Source organism: Arthrobacter sp. HLT1-20, assembly GCF_054510895.1.
This window is the reverse complement of record NZ_JBTNDR010000035.1, coordinates 1-25612: the sequence shown is the minus strand read 5'-3', so window position 1 is coordinate 25612 and position 25612 is coordinate 1. Positions and strand designations below refer to the sequence as shown.

25 protein-coding genes are annotated in these 25612 nt (G+C 62.6%); 15 read left to right on the top strand and 10 right to left on the bottom strand.

Annotated features, from left to right (window positions below; genetic code table 11):
- The first annotated feature begins 298 nt into the window (after window positions 1–298).
- Window positions 299–1678: a replicative DNA helicase gene (gene dnaB / locus ACX80Q_RS15470; protein ID WP_459331422.1), complete on the top strand. Its 1380-nt coding sequence runs from the start codon at window positions 299–301 to the stop codon at window positions 1676–1678.
- Here dnaB and ACX80Q_RS15465 read toward each other — a convergent pair.
- Entirely contained in the window at window positions 1675–2640 is a 966-nt protein-coding gene (locus ACX80Q_RS15465) for a DMT family transporter (RefSeq protein ID WP_459331421.1), read from the bottom strand. The genes dnaB and ACX80Q_RS15465 overlap by 4 nt on opposite strands.
- Window positions 2641–2697: 57 nt before the next feature.
- Here ACX80Q_RS15465 and ACX80Q_RS15460 point away from each other — a divergent pair, with 57 nt between their 5' ends.
- The 4 genes from ACX80Q_RS15460 to ACX80Q_RS15445 all read left to right on the top strand — a co-directional run bounded on the left by ACX80Q_RS15460 (window position 2698) and on the right by ACX80Q_RS15445 (window position 6072).
- Entirely contained in the window at window positions 2698–3630 is a 933-nt protein-coding gene (locus tag ACX80Q_RS15460) for a LysR family transcriptional regulator (protein ID WP_459331420.1), read from the top strand.
- Window positions 3623–4996 (top strand): MATE family efflux transporter, encoded by a 1374-nt coding sequence (locus ACX80Q_RS15455; RefSeq protein ID WP_459331419.1) that lies wholly within the window; start codon window positions 3623–3625, stop codon window positions 4994–4996. Before ACX80Q_RS15460 ends, ACX80Q_RS15455 begins: the two co-directional genes overlap by 8 nt.
- Before the next feature lie 9 nt (window positions 4997–5005).
- Window positions 5006–5614 carry a hypothetical protein gene (locus ACX80Q_RS15450; RefSeq protein ID WP_459331418.1) on the top strand — a complete coding sequence of 203 codons (609 nt, stop codon included), beginning with the start codon at window positions 5006–5008 and terminating at the stop codon, window positions 5612–5614.
- Window positions 5615–5688: 74 nt separating this feature from the next.
- The gene (locus tag ACX80Q_RS15445; RefSeq protein WP_459331417.1) at window positions 5689–6072 is read left to right on the top strand and encodes a hypothetical protein; all 384 of its coding nucleotides are present in this window, start codon (window positions 5689–5691) and stop codon (window positions 6070–6072) included.
- A 48-nt stretch (window positions 6073–6120) separates the two neighbouring features.
- Here the strand turns inward: ACX80Q_RS15445 and ACX80Q_RS15440 are convergent, their stop codons facing one another.
- Window positions 6121–7089: an N-acetylglucosamine kinase gene (locus ACX80Q_RS15440; protein ID WP_459331416.1), complete on the bottom strand. Its 969-nt coding sequence runs from the start codon at window positions 7087–7089 to the stop codon at window positions 6121–6123.
- A gap of 92 nt (window positions 7090–7181) precedes the next feature.
- On the opposite strand from ACX80Q_RS15440, the gene ACX80Q_RS15435 reads away from it, so the two are divergent.
- The 5 genes from ACX80Q_RS15435 (at window position 7182) to ACX80Q_RS15415 (ending at window position 12346) form a co-directional block, all read left to right on the top strand.
- A complete protein-coding gene (locus tag ACX80Q_RS15435; protein WP_459331415.1) occupies window positions 7182–8153 on the top strand; it encodes a MurR/RpiR family transcriptional regulator in 972 nt (323 codons plus the stop codon).
- A 19-nt stretch (window positions 8154–8172) separates the two neighbouring features.
- Window positions 8173–8910 (top strand): sugar isomerase domain-containing protein, encoded by a 738-nt coding sequence (locus ACX80Q_RS15430; protein WP_459331414.1) that lies wholly within the window; start codon window positions 8173–8175, stop codon window positions 8908–8910.
- Window positions 8911–9042: 132 nt separating this feature from the next.
- Complete coding sequence (gene ngcE, locus ACX80Q_RS15425) at window positions 9043–10458, top strand: N-acetylglucosamine/diacetylchitobiose ABC transporter substrate-binding protein (RefSeq protein WP_459331413.1); 1416 nt, start codon at window positions 9043–9045, stop codon at window positions 10456–10458.
- A gap of 92 nt (window positions 10459–10550) precedes the next feature.
- The gene (locus tag ACX80Q_RS15420) at window positions 10551–11450 is read left to right on the top strand and encodes a carbohydrate ABC transporter permease (RefSeq protein WP_459331412.1); all 900 of its coding nucleotides are present in this window, start codon (window positions 10551–10553) and stop codon (window positions 11448–11450) included.
- A 104-nt stretch (window positions 11451–11554) separates the two neighbouring features.
- Complete coding sequence (locus ACX80Q_RS15415; protein WP_459331436.1) at window positions 11555–12346, top strand: carbohydrate ABC transporter permease; 792 nt, start codon at window positions 11555–11557, stop codon at window positions 12344–12346.
- A gap of 78 nt (window positions 12347–12424) precedes the next feature.
- Here the strand turns inward: ACX80Q_RS15415 and ACX80Q_RS15410 are convergent, their stop codons facing one another.
- Entirely contained in the window at window positions 12425–12997 is a 573-nt protein-coding gene (locus tag ACX80Q_RS15410; RefSeq protein WP_459331411.1) for a CGNR zinc finger domain-containing protein, read from the bottom strand.
- 73 nt (window positions 12998–13070) lie between these two features.
- Between ACX80Q_RS15410 and ACX80Q_RS15405 the strand changes: the two genes are divergently transcribed.
- Window positions 13071–14096: an EamA family transporter gene (locus ACX80Q_RS15405; protein WP_459331410.1), complete on the top strand. Its 1026-nt coding sequence runs from the start codon at window positions 13071–13073 to the stop codon at window positions 14094–14096.
- A 76-nt stretch (window positions 14097–14172) separates the two neighbouring features.
- On the opposite strand, the gene ACX80Q_RS15400 is transcribed toward ACX80Q_RS15405, so the two are convergent.
- Genes ACX80Q_RS15400 through ACX80Q_RS15390 form a run of 3 tightly spaced genes read right to left on the bottom strand, consistent with a single transcriptional unit; the run spans window position 14173 to window position 17090 of the window.
- A complete protein-coding gene (locus ACX80Q_RS15400; RefSeq protein ID WP_459331409.1) occupies window positions 14173–16509 on the bottom strand; it encodes a heavy metal translocating P-type ATPase in 2337 nt (778 codons plus the stop codon).
- 24 nt (window positions 16510–16533) lie between these two features.
- Window positions 16534–16758 (bottom strand): heavy-metal-associated domain-containing protein, encoded by a 225-nt coding sequence (locus ACX80Q_RS15395; protein WP_459331408.1) that lies wholly within the window; start codon window positions 16756–16758, stop codon window positions 16534–16536.
- Between the two features lie 5 nt (window positions 16759–16763).
- On the bottom strand, window positions 16764–17090 hold the full coding sequence (locus tag ACX80Q_RS15390; RefSeq protein ID WP_459331407.1) for a metal-sensitive transcriptional regulator: 327 nt from the start codon (window positions 17088–17090) through the stop codon (window positions 16764–16766).
- 257 nt (window positions 17091–17347) lie between these two features.
- Here ACX80Q_RS15390 and ACX80Q_RS15385 point away from each other — a divergent pair, with 257 nt between their 5' ends.
- Both ACX80Q_RS15385 and ACX80Q_RS15380 read left to right on the top strand, forming a co-directional pair.
- Window positions 17348–18427 (top strand): WD40/YVTN/BNR-like repeat-containing protein, encoded by a 1080-nt coding sequence (locus ACX80Q_RS15385; RefSeq protein WP_459331435.1) that lies wholly within the window; start codon window positions 17348–17350, stop codon window positions 18425–18427.
- 10 nt (window positions 18428–18437) lie between these two features.
- Entirely contained in the window at window positions 18438–18728 is a 291-nt protein-coding gene (locus tag ACX80Q_RS15380) for a MoaD/ThiS family protein (protein ID WP_459331406.1), read from the top strand.
- Between the two features lie 9 nt (window positions 18729–18737).
- Here the strand turns inward: ACX80Q_RS15380 and ACX80Q_RS15375 are convergent, their stop codons facing one another.
- The 4 genes from ACX80Q_RS15375 to ACX80Q_RS15360 all read right to left on the bottom strand — a co-directional run bounded on the left by ACX80Q_RS15375 (window position 18738) and on the right by ACX80Q_RS15360 (window position 23008).
- Entirely contained in the window at window positions 18738–19778 is a 1041-nt protein-coding gene (locus ACX80Q_RS15375; RefSeq protein WP_459331405.1) for an NAD(P)-dependent alcohol dehydrogenase, read from the bottom strand.
- A 3-nt stretch (window positions 19779–19781) separates the two neighbouring features.
- Window positions 19782–20639, bottom strand: coding sequence for a carbohydrate ABC transporter permease (locus ACX80Q_RS15370; RefSeq protein WP_459331434.1), 858 nt, complete (start codon window positions 20637–20639; stop codon window positions 19782–19784).
- 33 nt (window positions 20640–20672) lie between these two features.
- Entirely contained in the window at window positions 20673–21548 is an 876-nt protein-coding gene (locus tag ACX80Q_RS15365; protein ID WP_459331433.1) for a carbohydrate ABC transporter permease, read from the bottom strand.
- Between the two features lie 71 nt (window positions 21549–21619).
- Window positions 21620–23008: an ABC transporter substrate-binding protein gene (locus tag ACX80Q_RS15360; protein WP_459331404.1), complete on the bottom strand. Its 1389-nt coding sequence runs from the start codon at window positions 23006–23008 to the stop codon at window positions 21620–21622.
- A 126-nt stretch (window positions 23009–23134) separates the two neighbouring features.
- Between ACX80Q_RS15360 and ACX80Q_RS15355 the strand changes: the two genes are divergently transcribed.
- Both ACX80Q_RS15355 and xylB read left to right on the top strand, forming a co-directional pair.
- On the top strand, window positions 23135–24088 hold the full coding sequence (locus tag ACX80Q_RS15355; RefSeq protein ID WP_459331403.1) for a sugar-binding transcriptional regulator: 954 nt from the start codon (window positions 23135–23137) through the stop codon (window positions 24086–24088).
- Window positions 24085–25506 (top strand): xylulokinase, encoded by a 1422-nt coding sequence (gene xylB, locus ACX80Q_RS15350; protein WP_459331402.1) that lies wholly within the window; start codon window positions 24085–24087, stop codon window positions 25504–25506. The genes ACX80Q_RS15355 and xylB overlap by 4 nt, the downstream gene beginning before the upstream one ends.
- The last annotated feature ends 106 nt before the right edge of the window (window positions 25507–25612 follow it).

Sequence of the window (25612 nt, the reverse complement as noted above, 5' to 3'; positions counted from 1 at the left end):
ACAGGCCGTGGGGAACGTTTGTGCAGGTCAGGACCGTGTTTTAGTGCTGAACCCATACTTGTCCACATGCTTGTCCCCATCCTGTGCACAAGCAGAGGCACTTAATGCACCAGTTATCCACAGGGGCAGTGGACAACGGGGTTGGTAGTTGCTGTTCTTGCGTCTAACGTTGCCCATGACCCCTCTGCAACGACAACTTTGTCGGTATCAGCTGGTAAGGAGGAGTAGTACCAAAGAATGCATCGCCAATTCGCGGTGGAAAGGCCCGGCCAGCAGGGCAGAAAGTGGGCACCAAGTTATGTCAGCTGCAAGTCGAGAAGCAGAGACTTCCTCGCGCGAACCGGACTTCGCCAGGACACCGCCGCAGGATCTGGTGGCCGAACAAAGCGTTTTGGGTGGCATGATGCTCTCCAAGGACGCCATTGCCGACGTGGTTGAAGTATTGCGGGGCAACGACTTTTACCGCCCGGCCCACGAGAGCATTTATGAGGCCATCCTTGACCTCTACGGTCGCGGCGAACCCGCCGACGCCGTCACCGTCTCGGATGAGCTGACCAAGCGCACCGAGATTACCAAAGTTGGCGGCGCCGCCTATCTTCACCAGCTCATCCAGTCGGTTCCCACGGCCGCCAACGCAGGCTTCTACGCCGAGATTGTTGCCGAACGCGCTGTGCTGCGCCGGCTGGTCACGGCGGGCACCAAGATCGTCCAGATGGGTTACGCCCAGGACGGTGAGGTTGAGGACGTCGTCAACGCCGCTCAGGCGGAGATCTTTGCTGTGGCCGAACGCCGCAGCACGGAGGACTACGTGCTGCTCAAGGACGTCATGGAATCCACTGTGGATGAGATTGAGGCGTCCGGGCACAAGGGTGAGGGTATGACGGGTGTGCCCACAGGCTTCTACGAATTTGATGAACTGACCAACGGCCTTCACCCGGGTCAGATGATTGTTATTGCCGCGAGGCCGGCCGTTGGTAAATCTACGTTCGCACTTGACTGGGCGCGTTCGGCAGCCATTGACCACAATATGGCCACCGTGGTGTTCTCCCTGGAAATGGGTCGCAACGAAATTGCCATGCGCCTGCTCTCCGCCGAGGCCACCATCAGCCTGCAGGATCTGCGCAAGGGGACCGTCAAGGACGATCAGTGGTCCAAGATTGCCACCACCATGGGCAAGATGAATGAGGCGCCGCTCTTCATTGACGATTCACCCAACATGTCCCTCATGGAGATCCGGGCCAAGTGCCGCCGACTCAAGCAGCAGCATGACTTGAAGCTGGTCATTTTGGACTACCTGCAGCTCATGTCCTCGGGCAAGCGCGTGGAATCCCGCCAGCAGGAAGTTTCCGAGTTCTCCCGTGCCTTGAAGCTGCTGGCCAAGGAACTCCAAGTTCCCGTGGTGGCCCTCTCGCAGCTAAACCGTGGTTCCGAACAACGCACGGACAAGAAGCCCATGGTTTCGGATCTTCGTGAATCGGGCTCGATCGAGCAGGATGCGGACATGGTTATTCTGCTGCACCGTGAAGACATTTACGACAAGGAATCTGCCCGCGCCGGTGAAGCCGATGTGATCGTGGCCAAGCACCGTAACGGACCCACCAAAACCATTGTGGTGGGTTTCCAAGGTCATTATTCGCGATTTGCCAACATGGCCAGTGACAACGGCGGGGGCTACTAGCCACAGGGAGTTTTGAGCTGTTGTTGTGGATGCCCGGCGGTTCCGGGTTCCACAACAACAGCCGCACGGAAGCGGGCCTCGATCCTTTGTCCGGCATAGCATGCCCCGACGATCAGCACGCATCCGCAAGCGCCCAGCCAGCCGAGCGACTCCCCTGCGACCACTACTCCCAGCAAGAGGGCCCAGAGCGGTTCGGTGCCCATCAGCAGGCTCGCGCGGGACGCTGAGGTGTGCCGCACGGCCCAGAGCTGTATGAGGAACGCAAAGACGCTGCACGCCAGCCCCAGGTAGAAGACGCTCAGCCAGGCGGTGGGGGAGAAGTTAATAGCTGAGGTGACCATTCCGCCCGGATCCAGCGCAATGCCGAGGAGGGCGCACACCGCTGACTGGATGAGGGTCACCGTGATGGAACTGTATGGCTTGTTAGCCGTCAATGTTCCCAGCAGGCTCACATGGATTGCGCGGACCAAGGCGGCGGCCAGCATCAGCAGATCACCCAGTTGGGGGCTGCGAAAGCCGGCATCTGTTGTCAGCAGGGCAACACCCACGATGGAGACAGCGGCGGCTGCAAAGTACCGCGGCGGCAGCCATCGCCGCGCCGCCGCGGCATCAAGCAACGGCGTGAAAATCACCGTCAGGGAAATGATCAACCCGGCCGTGCTGGCCTGCGTCCGGGCCACACCAAAAGTTTCCAGGAACAGCACAGCCGCCTGGGTGAACCCGAGCAGCACACCCGTCCCGGCCTCGGCACGGCCGGGAATGCGCCGCACACGCCACAGCCACAGCAGGCCCAGGGCCGCCGCTGCCACCAGGAAACGCCAACCCAACAGTGCAGGGACGCTTGCTGTGCTGCTGAGATCCTTAGTCACCAGATAGCTGCTGCCCCACACCATGGCGACGGCGAGCAGTGACACGTCCACGCGCAGGCGGTTCCAGATTATTTCCACATATTCAATACTCAAAGCCGGAAACCATAACAGCAAGAGGAATTTTGGCCCCCAATGCATTAGTTTGAACTTATGGAATTGGGACAGCTGCGGGCTCTGCGTGAAGTTCAGGCGAGGGGAAGCATTGCCGCCGCTGCGCTGGCACTGCACGTCACGGCGTCGTCCGTGTCCCAGCAGCTCAGCGCGCTGCAACGAGCGGCGGGCACGGCACTGACCTACAAGGCGGGCAGGCGCACCGCCCTCACCCCGGCCGGCCTGGCCCTGTGCAGGGCCGGCGTTGACGTGGAAATTGCCCTGGCTAGGGCCGATGCCGCCGTGGACGTCTTTAGGGAGAATACGGCGGAATCGCTCACCGTTGCAGCGTTCCATAGCGCGGGGCTGGCCTTCTTTGGCGACCTGGAACAGACCCTGCTGGCCAACGGTGGGCCACAGCTGCACCTTTTTGATGCGGACGTGGCCCAGCAGGATTTTGCCGCCTTGACGGCTGAGCATGACGTGGTGATCGCCCACAGGATGCCTAATAGTGAGCCATGGCCCGGGTGGGTCCAGGTGACGCCCTTGGCCTATGAACCATTAGACATAGCCGTCAGTGCCGGTCACAGGCTGGCCTCGCTGACGGAGGTGCAGCCCACAGACCTGCGCGGGGAACGGTGGGTATCAGTTCACAAGGGGTTCCCCCTGGCAGGAGCCATCGAAATGATAGGCACCCTGGCGGGGGAGGAGGCAGTTGTGGCCCACCGCATCAATGAATTCTTTGTGGCGGCCTCCCTGGTGGAACGCGGCGATTGCGTGAGCCTGATGCCCCGATACACCATCAAACGCAAACATTTTCCCCACCTTGTGGTGGTTCCACTGCGTGAGCCGCGGCTGGGACGGCGGATAGACATTTTGACTAGGCCCGAGGCCATGGAGCGGGCGGGTGTTGCGCAGGTCATCACGACCTTGCAGGTCCTCATGGCGGAACTGCAAGGACCCGCCGGGCCGATACTGTTGAAGGATGCCTAATACCGTGACCCCGCCGGTGGATCCCACAGCGAACCGCCGTTCCACCGCAAGGGCCATTCGAGGGCTGGCCATTCCGGCCTTCGGTGCGCTCATTGCCGAGCCACTGTTCCTTTTGGCCGATTCAGCCATTGTGGGGCATCTGGGTGTTGCGCAATTGGCCGGTGTGGGGTTGGCTGCCACAGTTCTGCAGACTGCCGTGGGACTTATGGTGTTCCTGGCATACTCCACCACCCCTGCCGTGGCTCGCCTTCTGGGGGCCGGAAAGCACGCCCAAGCCCTCGCGGTGGGCCGGGACGGACTGTGGCTGGCCGCCATTCTGGGGGTGGTTCTTGCCGCGGTTGGCATATTCGCCGGCGGCGGACTGCTGGACGCCATGGGAGCCCGCGGGGAGGTGTTTGTGTACGCACAGCAATACCTCATGGTCAGCCTGGCCGGGATCCCCGCCATGCTTCTGGTCATGGCGGCGATGGGTGTCCTGAGAGGGCTGCAGGACACCAAGACCCCCTTGCTGGTGGCCACGGCCGGCTTCGCCGTCAACATCGTCATGAACTTTGTTTTGGTCTACGGGTTCGAATTGTCAGTGGGCGGAGCCGCCGCCGGCACTGTCATTGCACAGTGGGGCATGGCAGCGGTGTATCTGGTCATTGTGGTCCGGGCCGCACGCCGCCACCATGTGGGGCTGCGCCCCGACTGGGCTGGGGTGAAAGCCGTCTCCCGGGTGGGCAGTTGGCTCATGCTGCGCACCGTGTCACTGCGGGTGGCCATTCTGGCCACAGTGGTGGTGGTGACGGCGCAGGGGCCCAACAACCTGGCCGCGCTTCAGCTGGCCATGACTATTTTCGCTTTTCTCGCCTTTGCCCTGGATGCACTGGCCATTGCTGCCCAGGCGCTCATCGGCAAGGAACTTGGCGCCGGCAACATTGCGCAGGTGCGCGTCTTGACGCGGACCATGACCCGGTGGGGTGTGGGATTCGGGGTGCTTACAGGCTTGGCACTGTGGGCGGTCTCCGGATTTGTGGGATGGATATTCACCACTGACACCAACGTCCATGCTGCCCTGGCCGCCGCACTTCTGGTCATGGCCGTGGGGCAGCCCCTGGCAGGCTATGTGTTTGTGCTTGACGGTGTTCTCATTGGGGCTGGCGATGCCCGCTACCTAGCACTGGCAGGCATGGCGAATCTGGTGGTCTACCTTCCCTTGTTGTCCTGGGTGGCCCAACTGGGCCAAGGAGACACAGTTCCGGGGCTGCTCTGGGTATGGATGGCATTTAGTCTTGGCTACATGGGGGCCCGGGGCCTGACCCTTGGCTTGCGCGCCAGGACCGGACGTTGGATGCAGGTCGGTGTGCCCGCTCGCCGCGGCTAGAATTGGTGGGTGAGTGAAACTGCCCTTCCCCAATCTGCCAGCGCCAACATAGGCGTGGCCAACGCGCCCCTCCTCTGGCGAGCGGTACTACTGCGCGCCCTTGTCACCCTGGCCTTTGGCCTCACAACAGTGTTTTGGGGCGCACCGGGCACCTTGGGCCTGTGCCTGGCCCTGGGCGCCTATTTCCTCGCCGCAGCCGCCGCTCAGTACTTGAGCGTGCGCACTCTTTCCTTGCCCCGCAATGACGCCCGCAGGCTTGTGCTCCTTGGTGCTGCGGGTCTGCTGGCAGTCAGCGGCGTGGTGGTGGCCATCTCGGCCAGCGCCCTAGTGGCGGCCGTACTGGGCGGTGCTGCGCTCGCGGTCATGGGTGGTGCCGAACTTTTCGCTGCCCTCTTCCGGCCGGCCGGACCGGCTCGAGTCAAACCGGCCCTGGGCAACGACTGGCTCATTTCCGGAGCCTTGGGCCTGGGCACCGGAATCCTGCTTCCGTTCTTTGCCGTGGCGGGGCCCCATGCGCTGTTGGGTGTTGCCGGTGGCGGTGCCCTGATGACGGGTGCCCTGTGGGCCTTGTCGGCCCTCACTTTGCGCCATGACGGCCATACGGCAAAAGGCCAGTAAACTAGAAGTCAAATGTTCTACTTTGCGTAGAAACGCGTGGTGCGCGCAACACCAACCAAGCCAAAGGATCAATTGTGGGCAGTTCAGAGCCGGCGAACCCAAACTCGGGCAACTCCATCAAGTTTCCCCTCAGCTTCTCCTTCGCGATGGGGGCTGTGGCGGGAATCGTGACACTGGTGGTTTCGGCTGGCGGCACAAAGAACGGCCTCCGTTGGGATCTGGGCGGCATTGCCTTTGGCATCGCGTTCATTGCAACACTGCTGATCGCCTCCCTGCTGGTCATGGGTCACAAGGAAAATGACGACTACCTCAGCGAAGGCCTGGGTGTGAACCGCAAGTCCTCCGACAGGCTCAAGCAGGCGCGTGCCGAAACCGCAGCCCGTGCCGCCGAGGCGCGCGACACCGACGCTGGCGGGCCCACCGATTCCACCGACGACGGCGACACCACAGCACACTAGCCCCTCCGGCGCCCCGCTAGCTCCGGCGCCCCGCTAGCTCCGGCGTCGCTAGCTCCGCAGGGCAGCCAGGCTTTCCTGAATGCGCGCGAACACTGCCGCATCAACCACAACGCCATGGCGCTTGAGTACTAGGACTGCGGCCCCCACCACGCCGTCCTGGACCAAAATTGGTGGTTTTGGCTGCACCAATCGAGCGGCCACGGCTGCAGCCACGGTGCCACCCTTGGTCAGCACGCTGCCGCCAAAAACCAGGGGTTCGGCCGCGCCCGGGGCAACCGCCAAAAGGGTCCGGGCCAAGGCGTCGGCCGCCCGCTCTATGATGTCAGTGGCCACGGGGTCCGCCCCCACGGCAAATACCAGCGGGGCAAACCGGGAAAGCTCGATCGCACTGCTCTCGTAGACCTTGAAAATCAGTTGTTGCTGGGCGCGTAGCCGGCCCTGGGTGCGCTGGCTGGGATCAAGGGTGATGCCCAGGTCCGCTAAAACCAGTTCCGTCAGGGCTGTGGGCGCACCTCGACCGTCAAGGGCTGCCGCCACTGCCCGCGCCACCTGGCGCCCCAGCCAAAAACCGGACCCCTCATCACCCAATAGCCAGCCAGTGCCGTCGGCCACCGCGGCAAGGCGGGAGTCCGCGATGCGGGCGGCCACGGCTCCGGTACCAGCTATCAAAGCGCAGCCATTGTCCTGATAGCTTCCAGAGTAAAACGCCGCTAATAGATCAGATTCAATCACTACCTCTCCGGCCAGTCCTAGCGTAATAAACCGTTCCCGGAACAAATGTGTCGGTAGTTCAAGGGATGCGCCAGCCATTGCCACCAGTGCCTTGGCAAGGGGTGAAGGGTCACCGCCAAGCGCCTTCTCGGAGGCGCCGGTGAGTGCGTCCAAAGCAGGCTCAAATCCGCGTGATACCGGGTTTCCTCCCCCCGCCGTGCCGTACCCCAGGCACCGCCCTGTGGCGTCAAGAAAGACGGCCCTCGTGGAGGTTCCGCCGGCGTCAATTGCGAGGAAATTATGCATCGTTACCATTCTGTGTCTAGGTGTGACTTGACTTACATCCACGGTGATAATAGTTTTCATTATGTAATCACCTAAAAGAAACGGATTTTCACATGTCAGCCTTCACGCCAACTCCCGCAGCAGTAACAGCTGCCGGCGTCGTGAACCGCATTCAGGCAAAACTACCTGACATGCCGGCCGCCATGGCAAAAATCGGAACGTATCTTTTGGAGCACCCGCAGGCGCCGTTGGAACTGTCCATCATGGAACTTGCGGAGCAAACAAAAACGTCCCCGGCCACCGTGACGCGGTTTTGCCGCTTGCTTGGCTACGCCGGCTACGTCCCGTTCCGGGTCAGCATTGCCTCGGATTTGGGCCGCAGCGACGCGAGGGAATCCTGGAAAGCGGATATTGGCCGGGCCTTTGGCCCCGATGATTCTCCGCGTGATGTCCTCAGTACCCTGGTGAACGCCCATACGCGTTCGCTCGAGGAGACCGCGGCCGTCATGGATTTGGCGTTGATGAACAAGATTGCCCGGCGCATTGCGATGAGTAACCATGTGGACATTTACGGCATTGGCGGCAGCGCTGTCATGGCCAAGGAGTTGCAGTCGCGCCTGTACCGGATTGGGATTAACGCCCATCACTGGTCAGAGGTTCATGCCGGTCTGACCAGCGCAGCCATCCAGGACACCAACTCCGTGGCCATTGGCATTTCCAACACCGGTCGCACCGAAGAGACGCTGCAAATGCTGCGTGAAGCTGGTGAAGCTGGTGCGCTGACGGTGGCATTGAGCAACAACCCCGGGTCTCCCCTGGCTGAGAGTGCAGATGCCTCCATTATCACCTCGGTGCACGAGCAATTCCTGCAGCCGGATGACCTCTCCGCCAAGCACGTGCAGCTGCTGGTCCTTGATTTGATCTACTTACTGGTGGCCCAGGTGAATTTTGCCCAGACCACCTCGAAGCTGGCGGCCTCCGCCATGGCCGTGTCCCCGCACCGCCGCCCCACCAGGGCTGCGCGACTTGAACTGGGCACGCACAGGAGCCAGCGCAACACCGGAAGGGGTGAGGATCATTACTGATCCCATTACAAGTTTTAGCTTGGAAGTTTCTTCGCGGCTTGAGGTCATTACGGCATGGGCGCTTGCTGGCGGTGTTAGCGAAGCTGCCCAGGCATTGGCCAGCACGCTGGCCAATGGTGGGGTGATCCAGGCCTTTGGCACGGGGCACTCCGAGGCGTTCGCCATGGAAATTGCCGGCCGCGCCGGTGGTCTGATCCCCACAAGCAAGATTGCTCTGCGCGACCTGGTGCTCCATGGTGACCGTGACGTTGCCGTGTTGGACTCGCTGGAAGGTTCGGTGCTGGAACGTGACACGGGCGTTGCGGAGGAGCTGTTCAACCTTTCACTGGTTGACCCCCGTGACATATTCATCATTGCATCCAACTCCGGCGTGAACGGCTCCATTGTGGGCTTGGCCTTGGCTGCCAAGGCGCGGGGCCACAAGGTGATTGCCGTCACGAGCCTGGAACACACAAATGCCGTCGACACAAAACACCCAAGTGGGATGCGTCTCAGTGAGATTGCAGATATTGTTATCGATAACAGGGCGCCGTACGGCGATACAACCCTAGAAGTTTCCGGCGGAGGAGGTGTTGGTGCCGTCTCATCGATCACGGCTGCATATATTGCGCAGCTGCTGACCATCGAGACGGTGCAATGCCTGGTCCGTGCGGGGAAGAAACCGCCCATCTATGTTTCGGCAAATATCCCGGGCGGGGACGAGCACAATACCGCACTGGTGGGCCAGTACGTTGGCCGGCTCAGGCGTGAGGCGTGATTCCAATAGCTACGTAGAAGAAGATCGCTACAGCGCGTGAAGTCAGCCGTTTGAAATGCAGTGCCAGTACTAAAAAAGTACAAAGCAGTACCGATTTAGCGTTCGTACCATCAATGGAAGGCAGTACATAGAATGAGTATTCAGAATAAGCCGCTGCAGCGTCGTGGATTCCTCCGCGGCGCCCTGGCCACCGCCGTGCTCTTGCCCTTGGGCGGAGCCTTGGCTTCCTGTGCAGGTGGCGGCACCCCGGCCGCAACGTCCGCCGCCCCCGGCGGCACCGTCGACGCCAAGAACCCGTTCGGCGTTGCCGACAAGGGCATTCTTGACGCCGTCATCTTCAAGGGTGGCTACGGCATCGACTACGTCGAGTTCGCTGGCGCGATCGTCAAGAAGAACTTCCCGAACATGGAAGTCAAGATCAGCCCGTCCACTGACATCGCCCAGGAACTGCAGCCCCGCTTCGTCGGTGGCACGCCTCCGGACTTGATTGACAACTCCGGCGCCAAGGCCATCGGCTTTAGCACCATCTTGGATCAGCTCGAAGACCTCAAGAGCGTCACCGAGTCGAACAACCTCGAGGGCACCAAGATTGCTGACACCCTGTACGACGGCGTTTTGGCTCCGGGTACGTTCGATGGCAAGGTTGCCGCCATCAACTACGTACTCACCGTTTACGCAATGTGGTACTCCAAGTCACTGTTCGACGCCAACAGCTGGAAGGTTCCCACCACGTGGGACGAGGCTCTTGAGCTCGGCGCAAAGGCCAAGGAAAAGGGCAAGTACCTGTTTGTATGGGGCAAGGAAGCTGCCACGTACTACCAGGAAATGGCTATCGCATCAGCCATCAAGGAAGGCGGCGATGAAGTTCGCTTGAACCTTGAAAACCTGAAGCCCGACGCCTGGTCACAGCCCGCAGTTCAGGCCGTTTTCACCGCAATGGAGAAGGTTGTCAAGGCTGGCTACATCAAGCCCGGCGGCTCCGGCACCGTCTTCACCGCCGCCCAGGCACAGTGGAGCAACAACCAGGATGCGCTGCTCTACCCTTCAGGTTCTTGGATCGAGAACGAAATGAAGGACCAGACCAAGGCTGACTTCAAGATGACAGGTGCCGCTGTTCCTGTTGTTTCCGCCAGCCCGAAGATTGCTCAGACGGGTCTGCACTCCGCAGCCGGCGAGCCCTTCATTGTTCCCACCAAGGGTGCCAATGCTGCCGCAGGCAAGGAATTGCTGCGCACCATGCTCTCCAAGGAAGCTGCAACCAACTTCGCCAAGACCAAGTTGGCTCCGACAGTTGTCAAGGGCACCGTTCCCGCCGACGGCTTCGGCTCCACCGCGCTGGTCTCCCAGACCACGTTGCTGGATGCTGCTGGCAAGGACATCTTCACCTGGAACTTCATCGACCTGTACGGCATGAACGCCGACATGCTGGTCCCGTGGAACTCCTTCCTGGACGGTAAACTTGATGTTGCCGGCCTCACCAAGGCACTGCAGTCCATCACCGACAAGGTTGCCAAGGACGATTCGGTCAAGAAGATTGAAGTGAAGTGACACAAGTAACAAACGACGTGCAGTCAGGCGGTGGCGTTGTCGCCACCGCCCGGCGGCGCCGGAAAAAATTGACATTCGATAAGGTCAGCTTCATGGCAGTCTTTTTGGGACTGCCGCTGGTGATCTATCTGGTCTTCGTGATCTCGCCGTTTGTCCAGGCGGTGTACTACTCGATGACCAGCTGGAGCGGCTTCGACAACAACATGCCGTTCGTAGGACTAGGCAACTATGTCAAGCTTTTCAATGACGACATCTTCATGTTGTCTGTGCGAAACAGCATTGTCCTGTCCATCTTCCTGCCCGTCATCACAGTGATCCTGGCCTTGGTGCTGGCAACGTTGGTCACCATTGGCGGCAGCAGTCGCGGACAGATCAAGGGCCTGAAGGGTGCCGGTTTCTACCGCATTGTCTCCTTCTTCCCCTACGTGATCCCCGCCGTCGTCATTGGCATTATCTGGTCGCAGATCTTCAACCCGGATAACGGTTTGTTGAACGGCATCCTGACGGGTATTGGCCTGGATGGTTTTAAAGACTACCCCTGGCTTGGCGACTCCCGGACGGCCATGATCGCCTCCATGGTTGTGATTGTGTGGGGCTTTGTTGGCTTCTACATGATCTTGTTCATCGCAGCCATCAAGGGCATTCCTGCCGAAACCTTTGAAGCCGCCCGCATCGACGGCGCCGGCCGCTTCCGCACAGCCATGAACATCACCATCCCACTGATCCGTGACAACATCCAGACGGCCTACGTTTACATGGGCATCCTGGCGTTGGACGCATTTGTGTACATGTCCATCTTGAACTCCACTGGTGGGCCTGAGAATTCCACCTTGGTCATGTCCCAGAAGCTGTTCACCACGGCATTCTCCAAGGGCCAGTTTGGCCTGGCCTGTGCCATGGGTGTTGTTTTGGCAGTAATTACTTTGATCTTCTCGGCACTGGTATTCCTGGTGAACCGTTGGACCGGTGGCAGCAAGGATGTGTCTGAATAATGGCTTTGAATATTGCTAAGAACAAGCGGACAGCCCACGGGCATGTTGAGCGCAAGTCCCAGGAGACCAAGGGCGACAAGGTTGTAGCGGGTGTTTCGCACACCATGCTGGCCCTGTGGTCCCTGCTGGTGCTGGTGCCCCTGGGTTGGACCCTGCTTTCCTCGTTCAAGACAACGTCGGAGATCTTTGCCTCACCGTTCTCCCTGCCCGCGGACTGGCAGTTCCAGAACTACGTCAACGCATGGAACACTGCCGGAATCGGATCGTACTTCTTCAACACTGTGATTGTGGTGGGCGCTGCGCTCGTCATTGTGATGGTGCTGGGTGCCATGTGCGCCTATGTTTTGGCCCGTTTTGTGTTCCCGGGTTCGCGTGCCATCTACTACCTGATGCTCGCAGGCCTGACGTTCCCGATCTTCCTGGCGATTGTGCCCTTGTTCTTCATCTTGAAGAACCTGGGCCTGCTGAACACCTTGCCGGGTTTGATCATTGTCTACGTTGCGTTCGCACTTCCGTTCACCGTGTTCTTCCTGTTCTCCTTCTTCAAGGCTCTGCCGAGCGAAATTGCCGAAGCTGCACAGATCGACGGTGCCGGCGAATGGCGCACGTTCTTCCAGATCATGTTGCCTATGGCCAAGCCGGGCATGGCGTCGGTCGCCATCTTCAACTTCCTGGGTTTGTGGAACCAGTACCTGATCCCCGTGGCCATCAATACCAATCCAAAGAACTACGTTCTGTCCCAGGGTATTGCGGCCTTCGCCGGCCAGCAGGGTTACGCGGTGGACTTTGGTTCACTGTTCGCAGCAGCCATCATTGTGGTTGTTCCCGTTTTGATCATGTACATCCTCTTCCAGCGCCAGCTCCAGGGCTCGGTGTCTGCAGGAACCATGAAGTAAGCTGCCCCGCCCCGCAGCTCGAACGTACAGTTGATGCCGATGTTCCCCAGGAACATCGGCATCAACTGTACGTTCGCTCTATTTTTGAGCTGATTTGCGACGCCGGTAGGCGGCCACGTGGGCGCGGTTGCCGCAGTTGCCGGTATCGCAATATCGCCGGGACCTGTTCTTTGACAGGTCGATTAGCACGGCCTGGCAGTCCGGGGCGGCGCAGACTTTCAGCCGGCCCAACTCCTTGGCGCGGATTACATCCACTAGGGCCATGGCCGCTTCAACCCCCATGCGTTGGGCTAGGGGAGCCGCCGGTGCTGTTGCGTGTAGGTGCCAATCCCATTGGTCGTGCTTGACCAGTTGCGGCAGTGCCTGGGCGCGGGCCAGGAGTGCGTTGGCCATGGCCACGGCCGTGTCCTCATCTGCGGTAAAGATGACCCGCAGTTCGCTGCGCATGGCACGCACCGCCGTGACCTCGGCGGCCGAATGCTCGCGCGAACCCGTAAATTGCTCCGCCGCAACAAAGGCGTCCAAATCATCCACGCTCACGAGGGTGTCGTCCCCCGTGACGATGCCGTCGGAGCCGACCGTTGCGGGTGCCGTGTTGATCAGATTGGCGGCCGACTGCAAAGCCACTTCCGTGTCATTAGTAAAGACCATGTTGACTCCTGACAATTGGTGGGCGTAATGTCATTAGTCTAACGCCTTACACTCCTGACATACGGATGCTCCCATGCCTACTTCCAAGAACACAGCCGTTCTGCCCGCCACCGCAGCCAGAACGCACGTGGCCTCACCGGCGCTGGCGCTGGCCTTTGTGTCGGCCGCGGCGTTTGCCCTGTCCGGCTCCTTTGCCAAGTCCCTGTTCGACGCCGGCTGGTCCCCGGGCGCGGCCGTAGCCATCCGGATTGGCGGGGCCGCCGCTGTCCTGCTCATTCCCGTCATCATCACCCTGGTGCGGCACTGGCATGCGGTGAAAGGATCGCTGCTGCGCATAGCCATCTACGGCATAGTCCCCATAGCCTTGTGCCAACTGTTCTTCTTCAACGCCGTGGCGCACCTTTCCGTGGGCGTGGCCCTGCTGCTGGAATACCTTTCTCCGGTGCTCTTGGTGGGCTGGGCTTGGCTCATGACCCGCCAGCGTCCACGCATTCTCACCATTGTGGGTGCCGCGAGTGCCATGGGCGGCCTGGTCTTGGTGCTCGATCTTGCCGGCAGTCAGCAGGTCAGCGTTGAAGGCATCCTCTGGGGCCTTGCCGCGGCCGTATGTTCGGCGTTTTACTTTGTCATGTCAGCCCGCGCCGATGACAATGTGCCCCCCATCCTGATGGCCGGTGGCGGCATGGCCGTGGGTGCCGCAGCGATCATTGGTATGGGGTTGGTGGGTGTGATGCCGCTGGCCTACACCACCAGTGACGTGGTGTTCGCGGGCAATCAGGTGCCCTGGTTTGTGCCGGTTCTGGGCCTGGTGCTGGTGACAACCGTGTTTGCCTATGTGGTGGGAATTATTGCCACGCGCGGGTTGGGCTCCAAGGTAGCCTCCTTTGTGGCACTGTTCGAGGTGCTCTTTGCCGTCATTTGGGCGTGGATCCTGCTGGGCGAGCTGCCCCGGGTGATCCAGTTGATGGGCGGGTTGTTCATCATGTTCGGTGTGGTCATGGTGCGCCTTGACGAGTTGCGCGGGCCGTTCAAGCGCGGCGGCGGCTACGCTGTGGACCTTGAACCGGCGGATGCCGGAGCGGGGACTACGCGGGACTAGCTGACCCCTGGCACAAAAGGAGGTCCGGCGGGTTGCCCGCCGGACCTCCTTTTGTGCCTAGCTACCTGCGTACGGCCTACTTGCCAAAGCGGCGCAACCGCAGTGAGTTCGCCACCACCAGCACCGAGCTGGCAGCCATGGCGGCGCCGGCGATCATGGGGTTCAGCAAGCCCAGCGCTGCCACGGGGATGCCAATCGCGTTGTAGAAGAATGCCCAGAACAGGTTCGTCTTGATGGTTCCGAGCGTCTTCCGTGACAGGGCAATGGCCGTGGCCACCTGGCCCAGATCATTGCCCATGACTGTCAGGTCCGCCGCCTCAATGGCAACATCGGTACCCGAGCCCATCGCGATGCCAAGATCGGCCTGCGCCAGGGCAGCTGCGTCATTGACGCCGTCGCCCGCCATGGCCACCGTGGCCCCGGCGGCCTGCAACCTCTTGACAGCATCCACCTTGCCCTGGGGCAGGACATCGGCAAACACATCCTCGGGCGCAATCCCCACCGCTGCCGCCACCTGGGCTGCAACGGCGGCGTTGTCGCCGGTGAGCAGGATGGGCCGCAAGCCCAGTTCCTTGAGCCTGGCAATGGCCTCAGCCGAACCGGCCTTGATGGTGTCCTGCAGGGCAATCAAGCCTGCGGCCTTACCATCCACGGCCACCCAGATGGCGGTGGTGCCGCGCTGTTGCTGCGTCACCAGGGCTGCCTTGTCGGGTTCGGATAGTTCGACGCCGTTTTCCTCCAGCCATCCTGCCCTGCCGGCCAACACCGTGCGGCCTTCGATTACCGCACGCACGCCGCCGCCGGGGGCGGAGGTGAAATCTTCCACGTCGGGCAAGCCGCCCTTGGTGCGGGCACGCTCGGCAATGGCGAGGGCAATGGGGTGTTCGCTGTGCGACTCCACGGCCCCGGCCAGGCGGAGAACGTCGGCTGGCGGCACCTGGGTGAGGGGCACGACGTCGACCACGCTCAACTTGCCCTCGGTGACGGTGCCGGTCTTATCCAACAAGATGGTGTCCACCGTGCGGGTGTCTTCCAGGACCTGCGGGCCCTTGATGAGGATGCCCAGCTGGGCGGCCCGGCCGGTTCCGGTCAGCAAGCCAACGGGTGTGGCCAGCCCCAGGGCGCAGGGGCAGGCGATGATCAAAACAGCGACGGCGGCGGTGAAGGCGGCCTGGATGTCACCGCTGAGGATGAGCCACAAGGCAAAGGTGAGCACTGCGATGACCAGCACGATCGGCACGAACACGGCGCTGATCCTGTCCGCCAAGCGGGCGATGGGAGCCTTCCCGGCCTGTGCGGCGCTGACCAGCTTGCCCATCTGGGCCAGCGTTGTCTCGGCGCCAACGCGGGTGGCCCGCACCAACAGCCGGCCGGAGGTGTTGATGGTGGCGCCCGTGACGGCGTCATCCACTGTGACGTCTACGGGCAGCGACTCGCCCGTGATGAGCGAGGTGTCCACGGCCGAGCTGCCAGCAGTGATGACGCCGTCCGTGGCGATCTTTTCGCCGGGGCGGACTACGAAGATCTCATCCACAGCGAGGTCTGCCGCGGGGATCTTGACCTCGACGCCGTCGCGCAGGACAGTGGCTTCCTTGGCACCCAAGCTCAGCAACGCTTTGAGGGCATCGCCGGCCTTGGCCTTCGCCTTGGCTTCCAGGTAGCGGCCCAAGAGCAGGAACGTCACCACCACGGCCGAGACCTCAAAGTACAGGGGTGCGTGCCCGGCCATGTGTGCGCCGTGTGCCGTGAGCAGGGGATCCATGATCATGGTGACAGCGGAGAACAGGAACGCCGCGCTGACGCCAATGGAGACCAGGGTGTCCATGGTGGAGGCAAAATGCCGGGCATTGATGACCGCGGCACGGTGGAAGGGCCAGGCCGACCACGTGACCACCGGCAGGGTCAGGGCGCCCACCACCCAGCCCCAGTGCGGGAATTGCAGGGCCGGGAACATGGAGATCAGGAACACCGGGATGGTGAGAACGGCGGCCAGGATCAGGCGGGGACGCAGCGTTGCGGCGGTGCCGCCGTGCGCCATATGGTCGTGAGCCGCACCGTCATGCCCGGTGCCGTGATCCATGCCCTGGTGCCCGGTGCCGTGATCCATACCCTGGTGGGGGTCGTGCGTGCCGTGAGTCCCGGCGTCGTGCCGGGTGACGGGGACATTCTTTAGCCGGGCTTTATAGCCGGTGGCGTTAACGGTGTCGATGATTTGCTGGTTGGAAATGCCGGCGGGGACCGTGACCTGGGCTGTTTCCAGCGGGAGGTTCACGGAAGCGCTGACGCCTTCGAGTTTGCCCAACTTGCGTTCAACCCGGCTGACGCACGAGGCACAGGTCATGCCTTCGATGTCGAGCTCGACCATGCGGGGGCCGGGTGTGGCGGTTTGGGACAAAAGATCTGAGGCGCTCATGGCGCTCCTTAACTTGGTGGTGGGTTAGGCGTTGTTGGCGACCATGAGGTAGCCGGCCTCGGCAATTGCTTCACTGATTTCTGCGGGGTCAAGGGTCAGGGTGGAGGTGATGGTGACTTCCGAGATGCCGCCTTCGTTGAGGTCCACGGACACGGTCTCCACGCCCTTGAGTTCGGTGAGTTCTTCCGTGACGGAGCTGACGCAGTGCCCGCAGGTCATGCCTGAAACGTTGATGGTTGTGGTGTTCATGGCAGTTAGCTCCTGAGTAGGCGTGAAATGGCGGCGGTGGCCTCTGCAACCTTTTCGGAGACGATCTCCGGGTTGCCCGATTCCTGGGATTCATTGGCGGCATTGACCACGCAATGGGCAATGTGGTCCTCGAGGAGGCCGATGCTCACGGCGTGCAGTGCCTTGTTGACGGCGGCCATCTGGGTGAGGATGTCAATGCAGTATTTGTCCTCCTCAACCATGCGCGCGATGCCACGGACCTGGCCCTCCGCGCGCTTGAGGCGGCGCAGATAGGCCTGTTTTTCCTCGCTGTAGCCGTGCGGGCCGGCGTGTTCTGTTTCGGTGGTTGTCATGACTTCAATTTATACCCCCATAGGGTATGTGTCAAGTACCCCCAGGGGGTATTGGGACCGCCCGGCTGCGGGTTCTTTCGGGGCAAGGGTGCTGCGGGCAGGGGCGGGGCGGATGCGTGATTGGGTGTGCGGAATCCTAAGTTACTAATGAGTAACTCTTGTTGCCCGGGTGCAGGGGTGGTCGAATTTAACCCATGACGAGCAATGGAGCGCAGTCGAATTCGCAGGATGCACAACCTCAGGACCAGCCAATCACCATGTTGCTGGCCGTGGGGACCAAGAAAGGGTTGTGGCTGGGCACCAGTGCGGACAGGTCAAACTTCACCTTTACCGGTCCGCATTTTCTGATGCAGGAGATTCCCAGCATCGGAATTGACACCCGTGGCGGCAAGACCAGAATCATGGTGGGCCTGCGCAGTGAACATTGGGGGCCAACGGTCGCTCATTCCGACGATTTTGGCGCCACCTGGCAGGAGCCGGACCACGGCGCCATCACCTTCCCGGCTGACACCGAATCCGCGTTGGAGCGTGTCTGGCAGATCCAGCCGGACAGCGAGGACAGGCCCGGTGTGGTGTGGGCCGGGTGTGAACCCATTTCAGTGTGGAAATCCACCGACGGCGGGGAGCATTTTGAGCTCAACCGGGGCCTCTGGGACCATCCGCACCGCACCGAATGGGGTGCCGGATTTGGCGGGGCCGCGGCGCATACTGTCCTGCCCAGCCCCGGCGATCCCAACACGATCCATGTGGCCATGAGCACCGGCGGTGTCTACCGGAGCACCGACGCGGGGGAGACCTGGGTGGCGCGGAACAAGGGAATTTCGGCGTACTTCATGCCCGATCCGCAGCCCGAATTCGGCCAGTGCGTGCACAAGATTGCCCGCGACCCCAACACTCCGGACACTTTGTACGCGCAAAACCATCACGGGGTCTACCGCAGCGACGACGCCGGGGACACCTGGAATTCCATTGCCGAGGGCCTGCCCACGGACTTTGGCTTCACCATGCTGACCCATCCCAGCCGTTCCGGGACTGCCTGGGTTGTGCCCATCATGGCGGACGGGGAGCGGATTCCGCCGGGTGGCCGGCTGGCCGTCCACAAGACGGACGACGGCGGGGCGTCCTGGCAGCGTTTGGCGCAGGGCATTGCGGAGCCCGACTACAACGTGGTGCTCAGGGATGCTGCTGCCGTGGACAATGTGGAGCCGGCGGGCATGTACTTTGGCACCCGCGGCGGTTCGGTATACGCCAGTGCCAACGAGGGCGAACACTTTGCCGAAGTCCTCACGCACCTGCCGGACGTCCTGTGTGTCCGTGCCGCCGCCGTCGAACTTTAGGGCCGCCATCATGGCCGGTGAAGTGACGGTGCTGGTGCCACGCCTGCTGCAAACCATGGTGGGTGGACACGAGACGCTGAGCCTGGACGTTGGCGACGGCGCTACCGTGGCGCAGCTGCTGGACGTCATTGGCGCGCAATTTCCCAAGTTCACCAGGAGGCTGCGGGACGAGACGGGGGCGCAGCGCAGGTACGTCAACATTTACCTGGACGGTGAGGACATTCGGCGGCTTTCCGGGCTGCAAACGCAGGCAGCCGCCGGCCAGGAACTGATGGTTATTCAGTCGGTGGCCGGCGGCTGAGCGGCGTTGTTAGGGGTGGACCACTGCCTTCAGTGCCCCTGGATTGGACCCTGCCGTCAGGGCGGATTCCACGTCCTGCAGGCCATGGGTTGAGGTGACAAGGCCGTCAAGGTCGATCTGCCCGGAGGCGGCCAGGGCAATGGCCGTGGGCCATGTATTCGCATAACGGAATGTTCCCGTGATGACGAGCTCGCGGCCCTGCACCAATGGCACCGGCAGGGCGATGGTGTCGGCGCCCATGCCGACCAGGACGCAGCGCCCGCGCGGAGCCAGCCGGGCCAAGCCGCCCAGGATGGCCTGTTCGGCGCCCGTTGCGTCAATGAACACGTCAAAGACGGGCTCCACGGGCGGCTGCTCGCCAGCCGTGAAAGTATGCGCAGCGCCGTATGTTTTGGCCGGGGCCAGGCGCTCCGCCCGCACATCCGTCAAGGTAACCGTGGCGCCGGCCAATTGCGCCACCTTGGCGATGAGCAGGCCAATGGGGCCGGCACCGGCAACCAGTACGGCATCGCCAAGCTGGATCTTGCCGGCCGAACGGGCCGCCAGCGCCACGCTCAACGGTTCAAGCAGGGCAGCGGCGTTGTCGGAAACGGAGTCCGGGACCGGATGGCAAAACGCGCCGGGGTGGACCGCGTACTCGGAAAACACGCCGTCAATGGGAGGTGTTGCAAAGAACCTCACCCCGGGATCCAGGTTGTAACAGCCGGCCAATGCCTGTGTGGACAGCGGATCGGGGATGCCCGGCTCCAGTGAAACACGCTGTCCCACGGAGCGGTCCGTGACACCGGCGCCCAGGGCCACAATGACTCCGGCAGGTTCGTGGCCAAGAACCAGTGGCGCGTCCACCACGTAGGGGCCGATGCGGCCTTCCTTGAAGTAGTGGGTGTCCGAGCCGCACACCCCCACCGAGGTGATCCGCACCAGGACCTCGCCCGGGCCCGGGGCGGGAACCGACCGTTGCTCGGTGCGCAGCTCGCCCCGGCGGACCAGCACCGAAACGTTCATGGAATCAGGCAGGGAGCGGTCTGCTGATGAAAGTTGACCAGCCATTGTTTATTTCACCGCACCCATCGAAAGTCCGCGAACCAGCTGCTTCTGTGCCACCCAGCCGGCAATGACAACCGGCAGCGAAGCCAGCACGGAGGCCGCCGACAGCTTGGCCAGGAACAGGCCCTCGCTGGTCATCTGCGAGACAAGGAAGACAGGCACGGTGGCTGCGTTGGCGGCCGTGAGGTTCAGGGCGAAGAAGAACTCGTTCCAGGCAAAGATCACGCAGATCAGCGCCGTTGCGGCCAGGCCGGGGGTGACCATGGGAATCAGGATGGTGCGCAGGGTCTTGATCAGCCCGGCACCGTCCATGGCGGCAGCCTCGAGGACCTCGCCGGGGACTTCCTGGAAGAAGGAGCGCATCATCCATACCGCGATGGGCAGGTTCATGGCCGTGTACAGGACAATCAGCGTTCCAATGTTGTCAAGAACCTTCAGCTGCCCGGCGATCACATAGATGGGCATGATGACGGCAACCACGGGAAGCATTTTGGTGGAGATGAAGAAGAACAGCACGTCCTGGGTCTTCTTCACCGGCCGGATGCTCACGGCATAGGCCGCCGGCACGGCCAGCAGCACCACAAGAACGGTGGAGACGCCCGTGGCGATGAGCGAATTGAGGAAGTAGGCGCCGGCGCCGTTGCTGAGCACCGCCTCGAACTGTTCAAACGTGGGGGTGAAGAAGAACACGGGCGGGTTGGACGCCGCGGCGGATTCGGGCTTGAACGCCGTCATGACAAGCCAGATCACCGGTGCAAAGAACACAAAGGCGAGCAGCCACGTGACTGTGGTGAGGGCGGAACCGGAGAAACGCCGTCGTGCTTCACGGGATTTCCGCTCGGCGGATTTCTTGGCCGGGGACAGGGGGGCGGGGGGAGTGATGGTTGTGGTCACGGCTTAGTCCTTTGCGTCAAAGCTGCGGAAGATCAGGCGCAGGGCGAAGGTGGCAATGACAATGGTGGCGATGACAACCACAACCCCCATCGCGGCCGCCTGGCCAATGTCGAAGCCCAGGAAGGCCCGCTGGTAGATGTAAAACGGCAGGTTGGCGCTGGCGGTGCCAGGCCCGCCGGCAGTCATGAGGTAGATCTGGTCGAAGGTGTTGACCACATAAATGGTGCCCAGCAGCACGCCCAGCTCAATGTAGCGGCGCAATTGGGGCAGCGTGACCCAGAAGAACGTCTTGGTCCAGCCGGCGCCGTCGATCTGCGCGGCCTCCAGCACGTCCTTGGGTTGGGACTGCAGCCCGGCCAGCACCAGCAGCATGGTGAACGGGGTCCACTGCCACACCAGCGCCATGAGGATGGAGACGATGGGGTGCTGGGCCGTCCAGTCCACGGGCGGGATGCCCACCAGGGAGATGACCCAGTTCACCAGGCCGAAGCTCGGGTTCAGCATGGAGATGCTCCACAGCGTGGCGCCGGCAACGGGCATGATCAAAAACGGCGTGATGAGCATGGTGCGCACAACGCCCTGGCCGCGGAACTTGCGGTCCAGCAGCAGGGCAAAGATGATGCCCAAAACCATGGCAAAGAACACGCAGCCCAGGGTGATGACAATGCTGTTCAGGGCGGAACTGCGGAACGTGGAGTCCATGAAGATGTCCACATAGTTTTGCAGGCCGTTGAACTGGTTGCCGTCGGGACGGAGCAGGTTCCAGTTCCGCAGCGAGTACCAGATGGTGACAAGGAACGGCAGCTGCGTAATGACAATGGTGAAAATCAAGGCCGGCAGCAGCGGGCCGCGGCGGCGCCAGGCTTCGGCCTTGGACATGCCCGGGCCGTCCTGGGTGGACTTGCGTTTGTGCTGCTTGAGGTTGTGACGGTCAACCATGGTGGTAGCCACTATTTGCCTCCTTCTTGGTATGACTTTGCGACGGGTTCGGCGTACTGCTGGGACTGCTTCAAAGCTTCGTCAACAGTTTTTTGCCCGGCAATGGCTGCCGAGATCTGCTGGCTGACCCGGGTGCCCAGGTCCTGGAATTCGGGGATGGCCACAAACTGCAGTCCCGGGTAGGGGACCGGGTTGACCATGGACGTCTCCTGCTTGGCGCTGTACATGGCGTCAAGGGTTGGCTTGGCATAGGCCTTGGCGACGGCGGCGTATTCGGGGATTTCGTAGGTGGATTTGCGGCTGCCCGGCGGCACCCGTTCCCAGCCGATCTTCTCGCCGACGAGCTTGATGTAGTCCTTGTTGGTCATCCAGGAAACGAAGTCCCAGGCGGCGTCCTTGTGTTCGCTCGTGGTCGGGATGGCCAATGACCAGCTGTACAGCCAGCCGGCCGACTTCGTGTTCTTCACGGGTGCCGGGGCGTACTTGGACTTGCCGGCAACCAGTGAGGACGCGGGGTCTTCAATGCTGGAAACCATGGCTGTGGCGTCGTACCACATGGCAGCCTGGCCCTGGCTGTAGCGGGTGATGCAGTCGCCGTAGCCGCTGGTTGCGGCGCCCGGCTGGCCGGCGTCGTTGAGCAGGTCAACGTAGTCGGTGACCGCCGACTTGACCTCCGGGGTGTCCAGCTTGGCGTTCCAGTCCGTGTCGAACCATTGGCCGCCGTAGGTGTTGATGACCGTGCTGAGCGGGGCCATGACCTCGCCCCAGCCGGCCAGCCCGCGCAGGCAGATGCCGGCAAAATCCTTGGCCGGGTCATTGAGCTTGCGGGCGATGGCGCCGATTTCTTCCCACGTGGGGTTCTCCGGCATGGTGATCCCGGCCTGTTTGAACAAGTCTTCGCGGTACACCAGGAAGGAGGATTCACCGTAGAAGGGCACCGAGTACATGTTGTCCTGGTAGCTCAGGGCATCCTTGATGGTGGGGATGAAATCGTCGGTGTCGTAGCCGGCCGTGGCGTCCGCGAGAGGCTGGAGATTCTCGATCCAACCATTCTTGGCCCACATTTCGGTCTCGTAGTTGGAAATCATGACGACGTCGAACTCGCCGCCGCCGGTGGCCACCGAGGCCGTGATCTTGGCGCGGGCCTCATTCTCGGGCAGTGTCACGAACTTGACGTTGACGTTGGGGTGTTTGGCGGTGAAGTCGTCCTGAAGGGAGATTGCGTCCTTCATCTGGGGGTTGGCCACGATGGCCACCACAAGGGTTTCCTTGGCGGGGCCGGCGGGTGCGCAACCGCTAAGGGCAAGCGCGGCCGTGGCGGCAACAGCCAGCCAACTGGCGCCGCGCGTTGCGCCTCGGCTCCGGCGTGCCTTCGAGGCACGGAATGGGGGGAACTTCATTGGTCACTCTCAATCTGGTTGCTCGTTTGAGAAAATGATCTTGCTCATTTGTTAAGTGACTCTAGTCATATATACTCATTTGAGCAAGAGCTGACGCTCAAATGTTTCTGTTTAGGAAGGCGCACAGTGCCGGAGATTTCGCATGAGGAGCTGCTTGCCCGCATTGGGCAGGCCTATTACCTGGACAATCAGTCAAAGGTTGAAATTGCCACGGAACACGGCATTTCCCGGTTTCAGGTGGCCAGATTCCTTGACGAAGCGCGGGCGGCAGGAATCGTTCACATCGAAATCCGCCGCCCCGGCGGCCAGGTGGCAGTCGACGCCGAGGCGCTCGCAGCAGCCCTGGGGCTGCGTCGGGTTGTGGTGGTCAAGACTGTTGACGACGAATTTGAGCAACGCGACCTGCAGGCCCACGCGGTCGCCAACGAGCTCATGCGGGAAGCCCGAACGGGGATGACCGTGGGCATCTCATGGTCGCGAACCCTGGACCTCGCCGCCCGGCATGTCACCGGACTGCCCAAGTGCAACATTGTCCAGCTTGCCGGGGCCCTGCCCGTGCCCGGCGGCGGCAACCCCCTGGACCTCATCCAGCGCCTGGGGCGCGTGGGTGGCGGCCGGACGTGGCCCCTGTGGGCGCCGTTGGTGGTGGACAGTGCCGCCACGGCTTCGGGACTGCGCCGCCAGCCGGAAATTGCCGACGCCATGCGCATGGCGGACTCACTGGACTTGGCCATTGTGGCCATTGGCGCCTGGGCGCCCAACCTGTCCACCGTTTGGGACCGGGTGGACAACGCAGTGCGCCAGGACGGGATCGACAAGGGTGCTGTTGCCGAATGTTCCGGGCGGCTGATCTCCGCCCACGGGAAAGCCGTGCCGGCCGAACTTGACACAAGAATCCTCTCCGTCACGGTTGACCAGTTGCAGCGCACCCCCAAAGTGTTGGCTGTGGCGCAAGGCGCCGTGCGCGCAGACGCCGTCAGGGCCTGCATTGCCGCCGGGATTGTGCACACCCTGGTGGCTGATGAACAGCTGGCCGTGGAACTGCAGGCGCACGCCGGCCGAACGGAGACGCGCGCATGAGCGGCGGCTTGGCTCGCGCCGACGTGGTGGTGGGCATCGATTCCTCCACCCAGTCATGCAAGGTGGTGGCCGTTGACCTGGCCACGGGAGCGCAGCTGTCTGCCGGCTCGGCAGCCCACCCGGACGGGACGTCGATCGACCCCGGGTGCTGGACATCGGCGTTGGAGGACGCCTGGCGGGCGGCCGGGATAGACGCACTCGGTGACCGCGTTGCCGCCGTGGCCGTTGCTGCCCAGCAGCACGGCATGGTGGCCGTTGACGCGAACAATGAGCCAGTCCACGACGCCCTGCTGTGGAACGACGTCCGCAGCGCAGGCGAGGCCGGGGCCATGGTGGCCGAACTCGGCGCCGACGCCTGGGTGGACGCCGTGAATGTGCTCCCCGTGGCTTCCTTCACGCTGACCAAGCTGGCCTGGCTGGCCCGGAACCGGCCCGACGCGGCTGCCCGGCTGAAGGCCGTGGGGCTGCCGCACGACTGGCTGAACCTCCAGCTCAGCGGCGCCTGGAGCACGGACCGCAGCGACGCGTCGGGCACGGCGTATTTTGATCCGCGCTCCGATGCGTACCGGCCGGAGCTGCTCGAGCAGTTCTTTGGCAGCGTGCCCGCCCTGCCGGAGGTCCTTGCGCCCAACGCAAGTGCCGGACAACTGCTGCCGCGCTGGGGCGCAAGTGCCGCCGTCGTCGGCGCCGGCATGGGGGACAACGCGGGGGCGGCGCTCGGACTGGAACTGGCGCCGGGGGACATTGTTGTCTCGATCGGCACCTCCGGGACGGTGTTTGCCGTGACCGAGGCGCCCGTGCGCGACGTCTCCGGGCAGCTGGCAGGTTTTGCCGACGCGACGGGCCGGCACCTGCCGCTGCTGGCCACGATCAATGCGGCCCGGGTGATGGTGGCCGGGGCGGCCATGCTGGACGTGGACCTGGCGGAGTTTGACCGGCTGGCACAGGCCGCCGCGCCCGACGCCGGCGGGCTGGTGCTGCTGCCCTACCTCGACGGCGAGCGCACACCCAACCTGCCTGACGCCACCGGCACCCTGGTGGGGATGACGCGGGCCAACATGACGCCCGACAACATGGCGCGGGCCTGCGTGCTCGCCGTGCTGAACTCCCTGGCCGACGCGTTGGATTCGATGGCTTCCTTTGGGGTGCCGGTGGAGCGGGTGCTGCTCATTGGCGGCGGCGCGAAGTCGCGCGCCCTGCGGGAGGCGGCCGCCGCGGTGTTTGGGGTGCCCGTTGAGGTGCCCGAGCCGCAGGAATATGTGGCGCTTGGCGCCGCGCGGCAGGCTGCCTGGGCTGCGACCGGGGAGCTTCCGGTGTGGGGCCGCCGGATCGAGGAGTCGTTCACGCCCGACGGCGACTGGGGCGCCGTGGTGCGCGGGCGGTACGTTGCGGCGCGCAAGGCTGTCTACGGACAGTAGCGCCCCGGCCCCGACGCGCCGAGGGCGTGCCAAACAAAGGGGGAGCCCAAAAAACGCCTTGGTCCCCCCCCCTTTTTCCCACCCCCCCCCCCGCCCCTCCCCCCCC

Coding starts and splice junctions, on each gene's coding strand:
- dnaB (WP_459331422.1), top strand. CDS start 299: ATGTCAGCTGCAAGTCGAGAAGCAGAGACTTCCTCGCGCGAACCGGAC.
- ACX80Q_RS15460 (WP_459331420.1), top strand. CDS start 2,698: ATGGAATTGGGACAGCTGCGGGCTCTGCGTGAAGTTCAGGCGAGGGGA.
- ACX80Q_RS15455 (WP_459331419.1), top strand. CDS start 3,623: ATGCCTAATACCGTGACCCCGCCGGTGGATCCCACAGCGAACCGCCGT.
- ACX80Q_RS15440 (WP_459331416.1), bottom strand. CDS start 7,089: ATGCATAATTTCCTCGCAATTGACGCCGGCGGAACCTCCACGAGGGCC.
- ACX80Q_RS15435 (WP_459331415.1), top strand. CDS start 7,182: ATGTCAGCCTTCACGCCAACTCCCGCAGCAGTAACAGCTGCCGGCGTC.
- ngcE (WP_459331413.1), top strand. CDS start 9,043: ATGAGTATTCAGAATAAGCCGCTGCAGCGTCGTGGATTCCTCCGCGGC.
- ACX80Q_RS15420 (WP_459331412.1), top strand. CDS start 10,551: ATGGCAGTCTTTTTGGGACTGCCGCTGGTGATCTATCTGGTCTTCGTG.
- ACX80Q_RS15415 (WP_459331436.1), top strand. CDS start 11,555: ATGCTGGCCCTGTGGTCCCTGCTGGTGCTGGTGCCCCTGGGTTGGACC.
- ACX80Q_RS15410 (WP_459331411.1), bottom strand. CDS start 12,997: ATGGTCTTTACTAATGACACGGAAGTGGCTTTGCAGTCGGCCGCCAAT.
- ACX80Q_RS15405 (WP_459331410.1), top strand. CDS start 13,071: ATGCCTACTTCCAAGAACACAGCCGTTCTGCCCGCCACCGCAGCCAGA.
- ACX80Q_RS15400 (WP_459331409.1), bottom strand. CDS start 16,509: ATGAGCGCCTCAGATCTTTTGTCCCAAACCGCCACACCCGGCCCCCGC.
- ACX80Q_RS15395 (WP_459331408.1), bottom strand. CDS start 16,758: ATGAACACCACAACCATCAACGTTTCAGGCATGACCTGCGGGCACTGC.
- ACX80Q_RS15390 (WP_459331407.1), bottom strand. CDS start 17,090: ATGACAACCACCGAAACAGAACACGCCGGCCCGCACGGCTACAGCGAG.
- ACX80Q_RS15385 (WP_459331435.1), top strand. CDS start 17,348: ATGTTGCTGGCCGTGGGGACCAAGAAAGGGTTGTGGCTGGGCACCAGT.
- ACX80Q_RS15380 (WP_459331406.1), top strand. CDS start 18,438: ATGGCCGGTGAAGTGACGGTGCTGGTGCCACGCCTGCTGCAAACCATG.
- ACX80Q_RS15375 (WP_459331405.1), bottom strand. CDS start 19,778: ATGGCTGGTCAACTTTCATCAGCAGACCGCTCCCTGCCTGATTCCATG.
- ACX80Q_RS15365 (WP_459331433.1), bottom strand. CDS start 21,548: ATGTCCAAGGCCGAAGCCTGGCGCCGCCGCGGCCCGCTGCTGCCGGCC.
- ACX80Q_RS15360 (WP_459331404.1), bottom strand. CDS start 23,008: ATGAAGTTCCCCCCATTCCGTGCCTCGAAGGCACGCCGGAGCCGAGGC.
- xylB (WP_459331402.1), top strand. CDS start 24,085: ATGAGCGGCGGCTTGGCTCGCGCCGACGTGGTGGTGGGCATCGATTCC.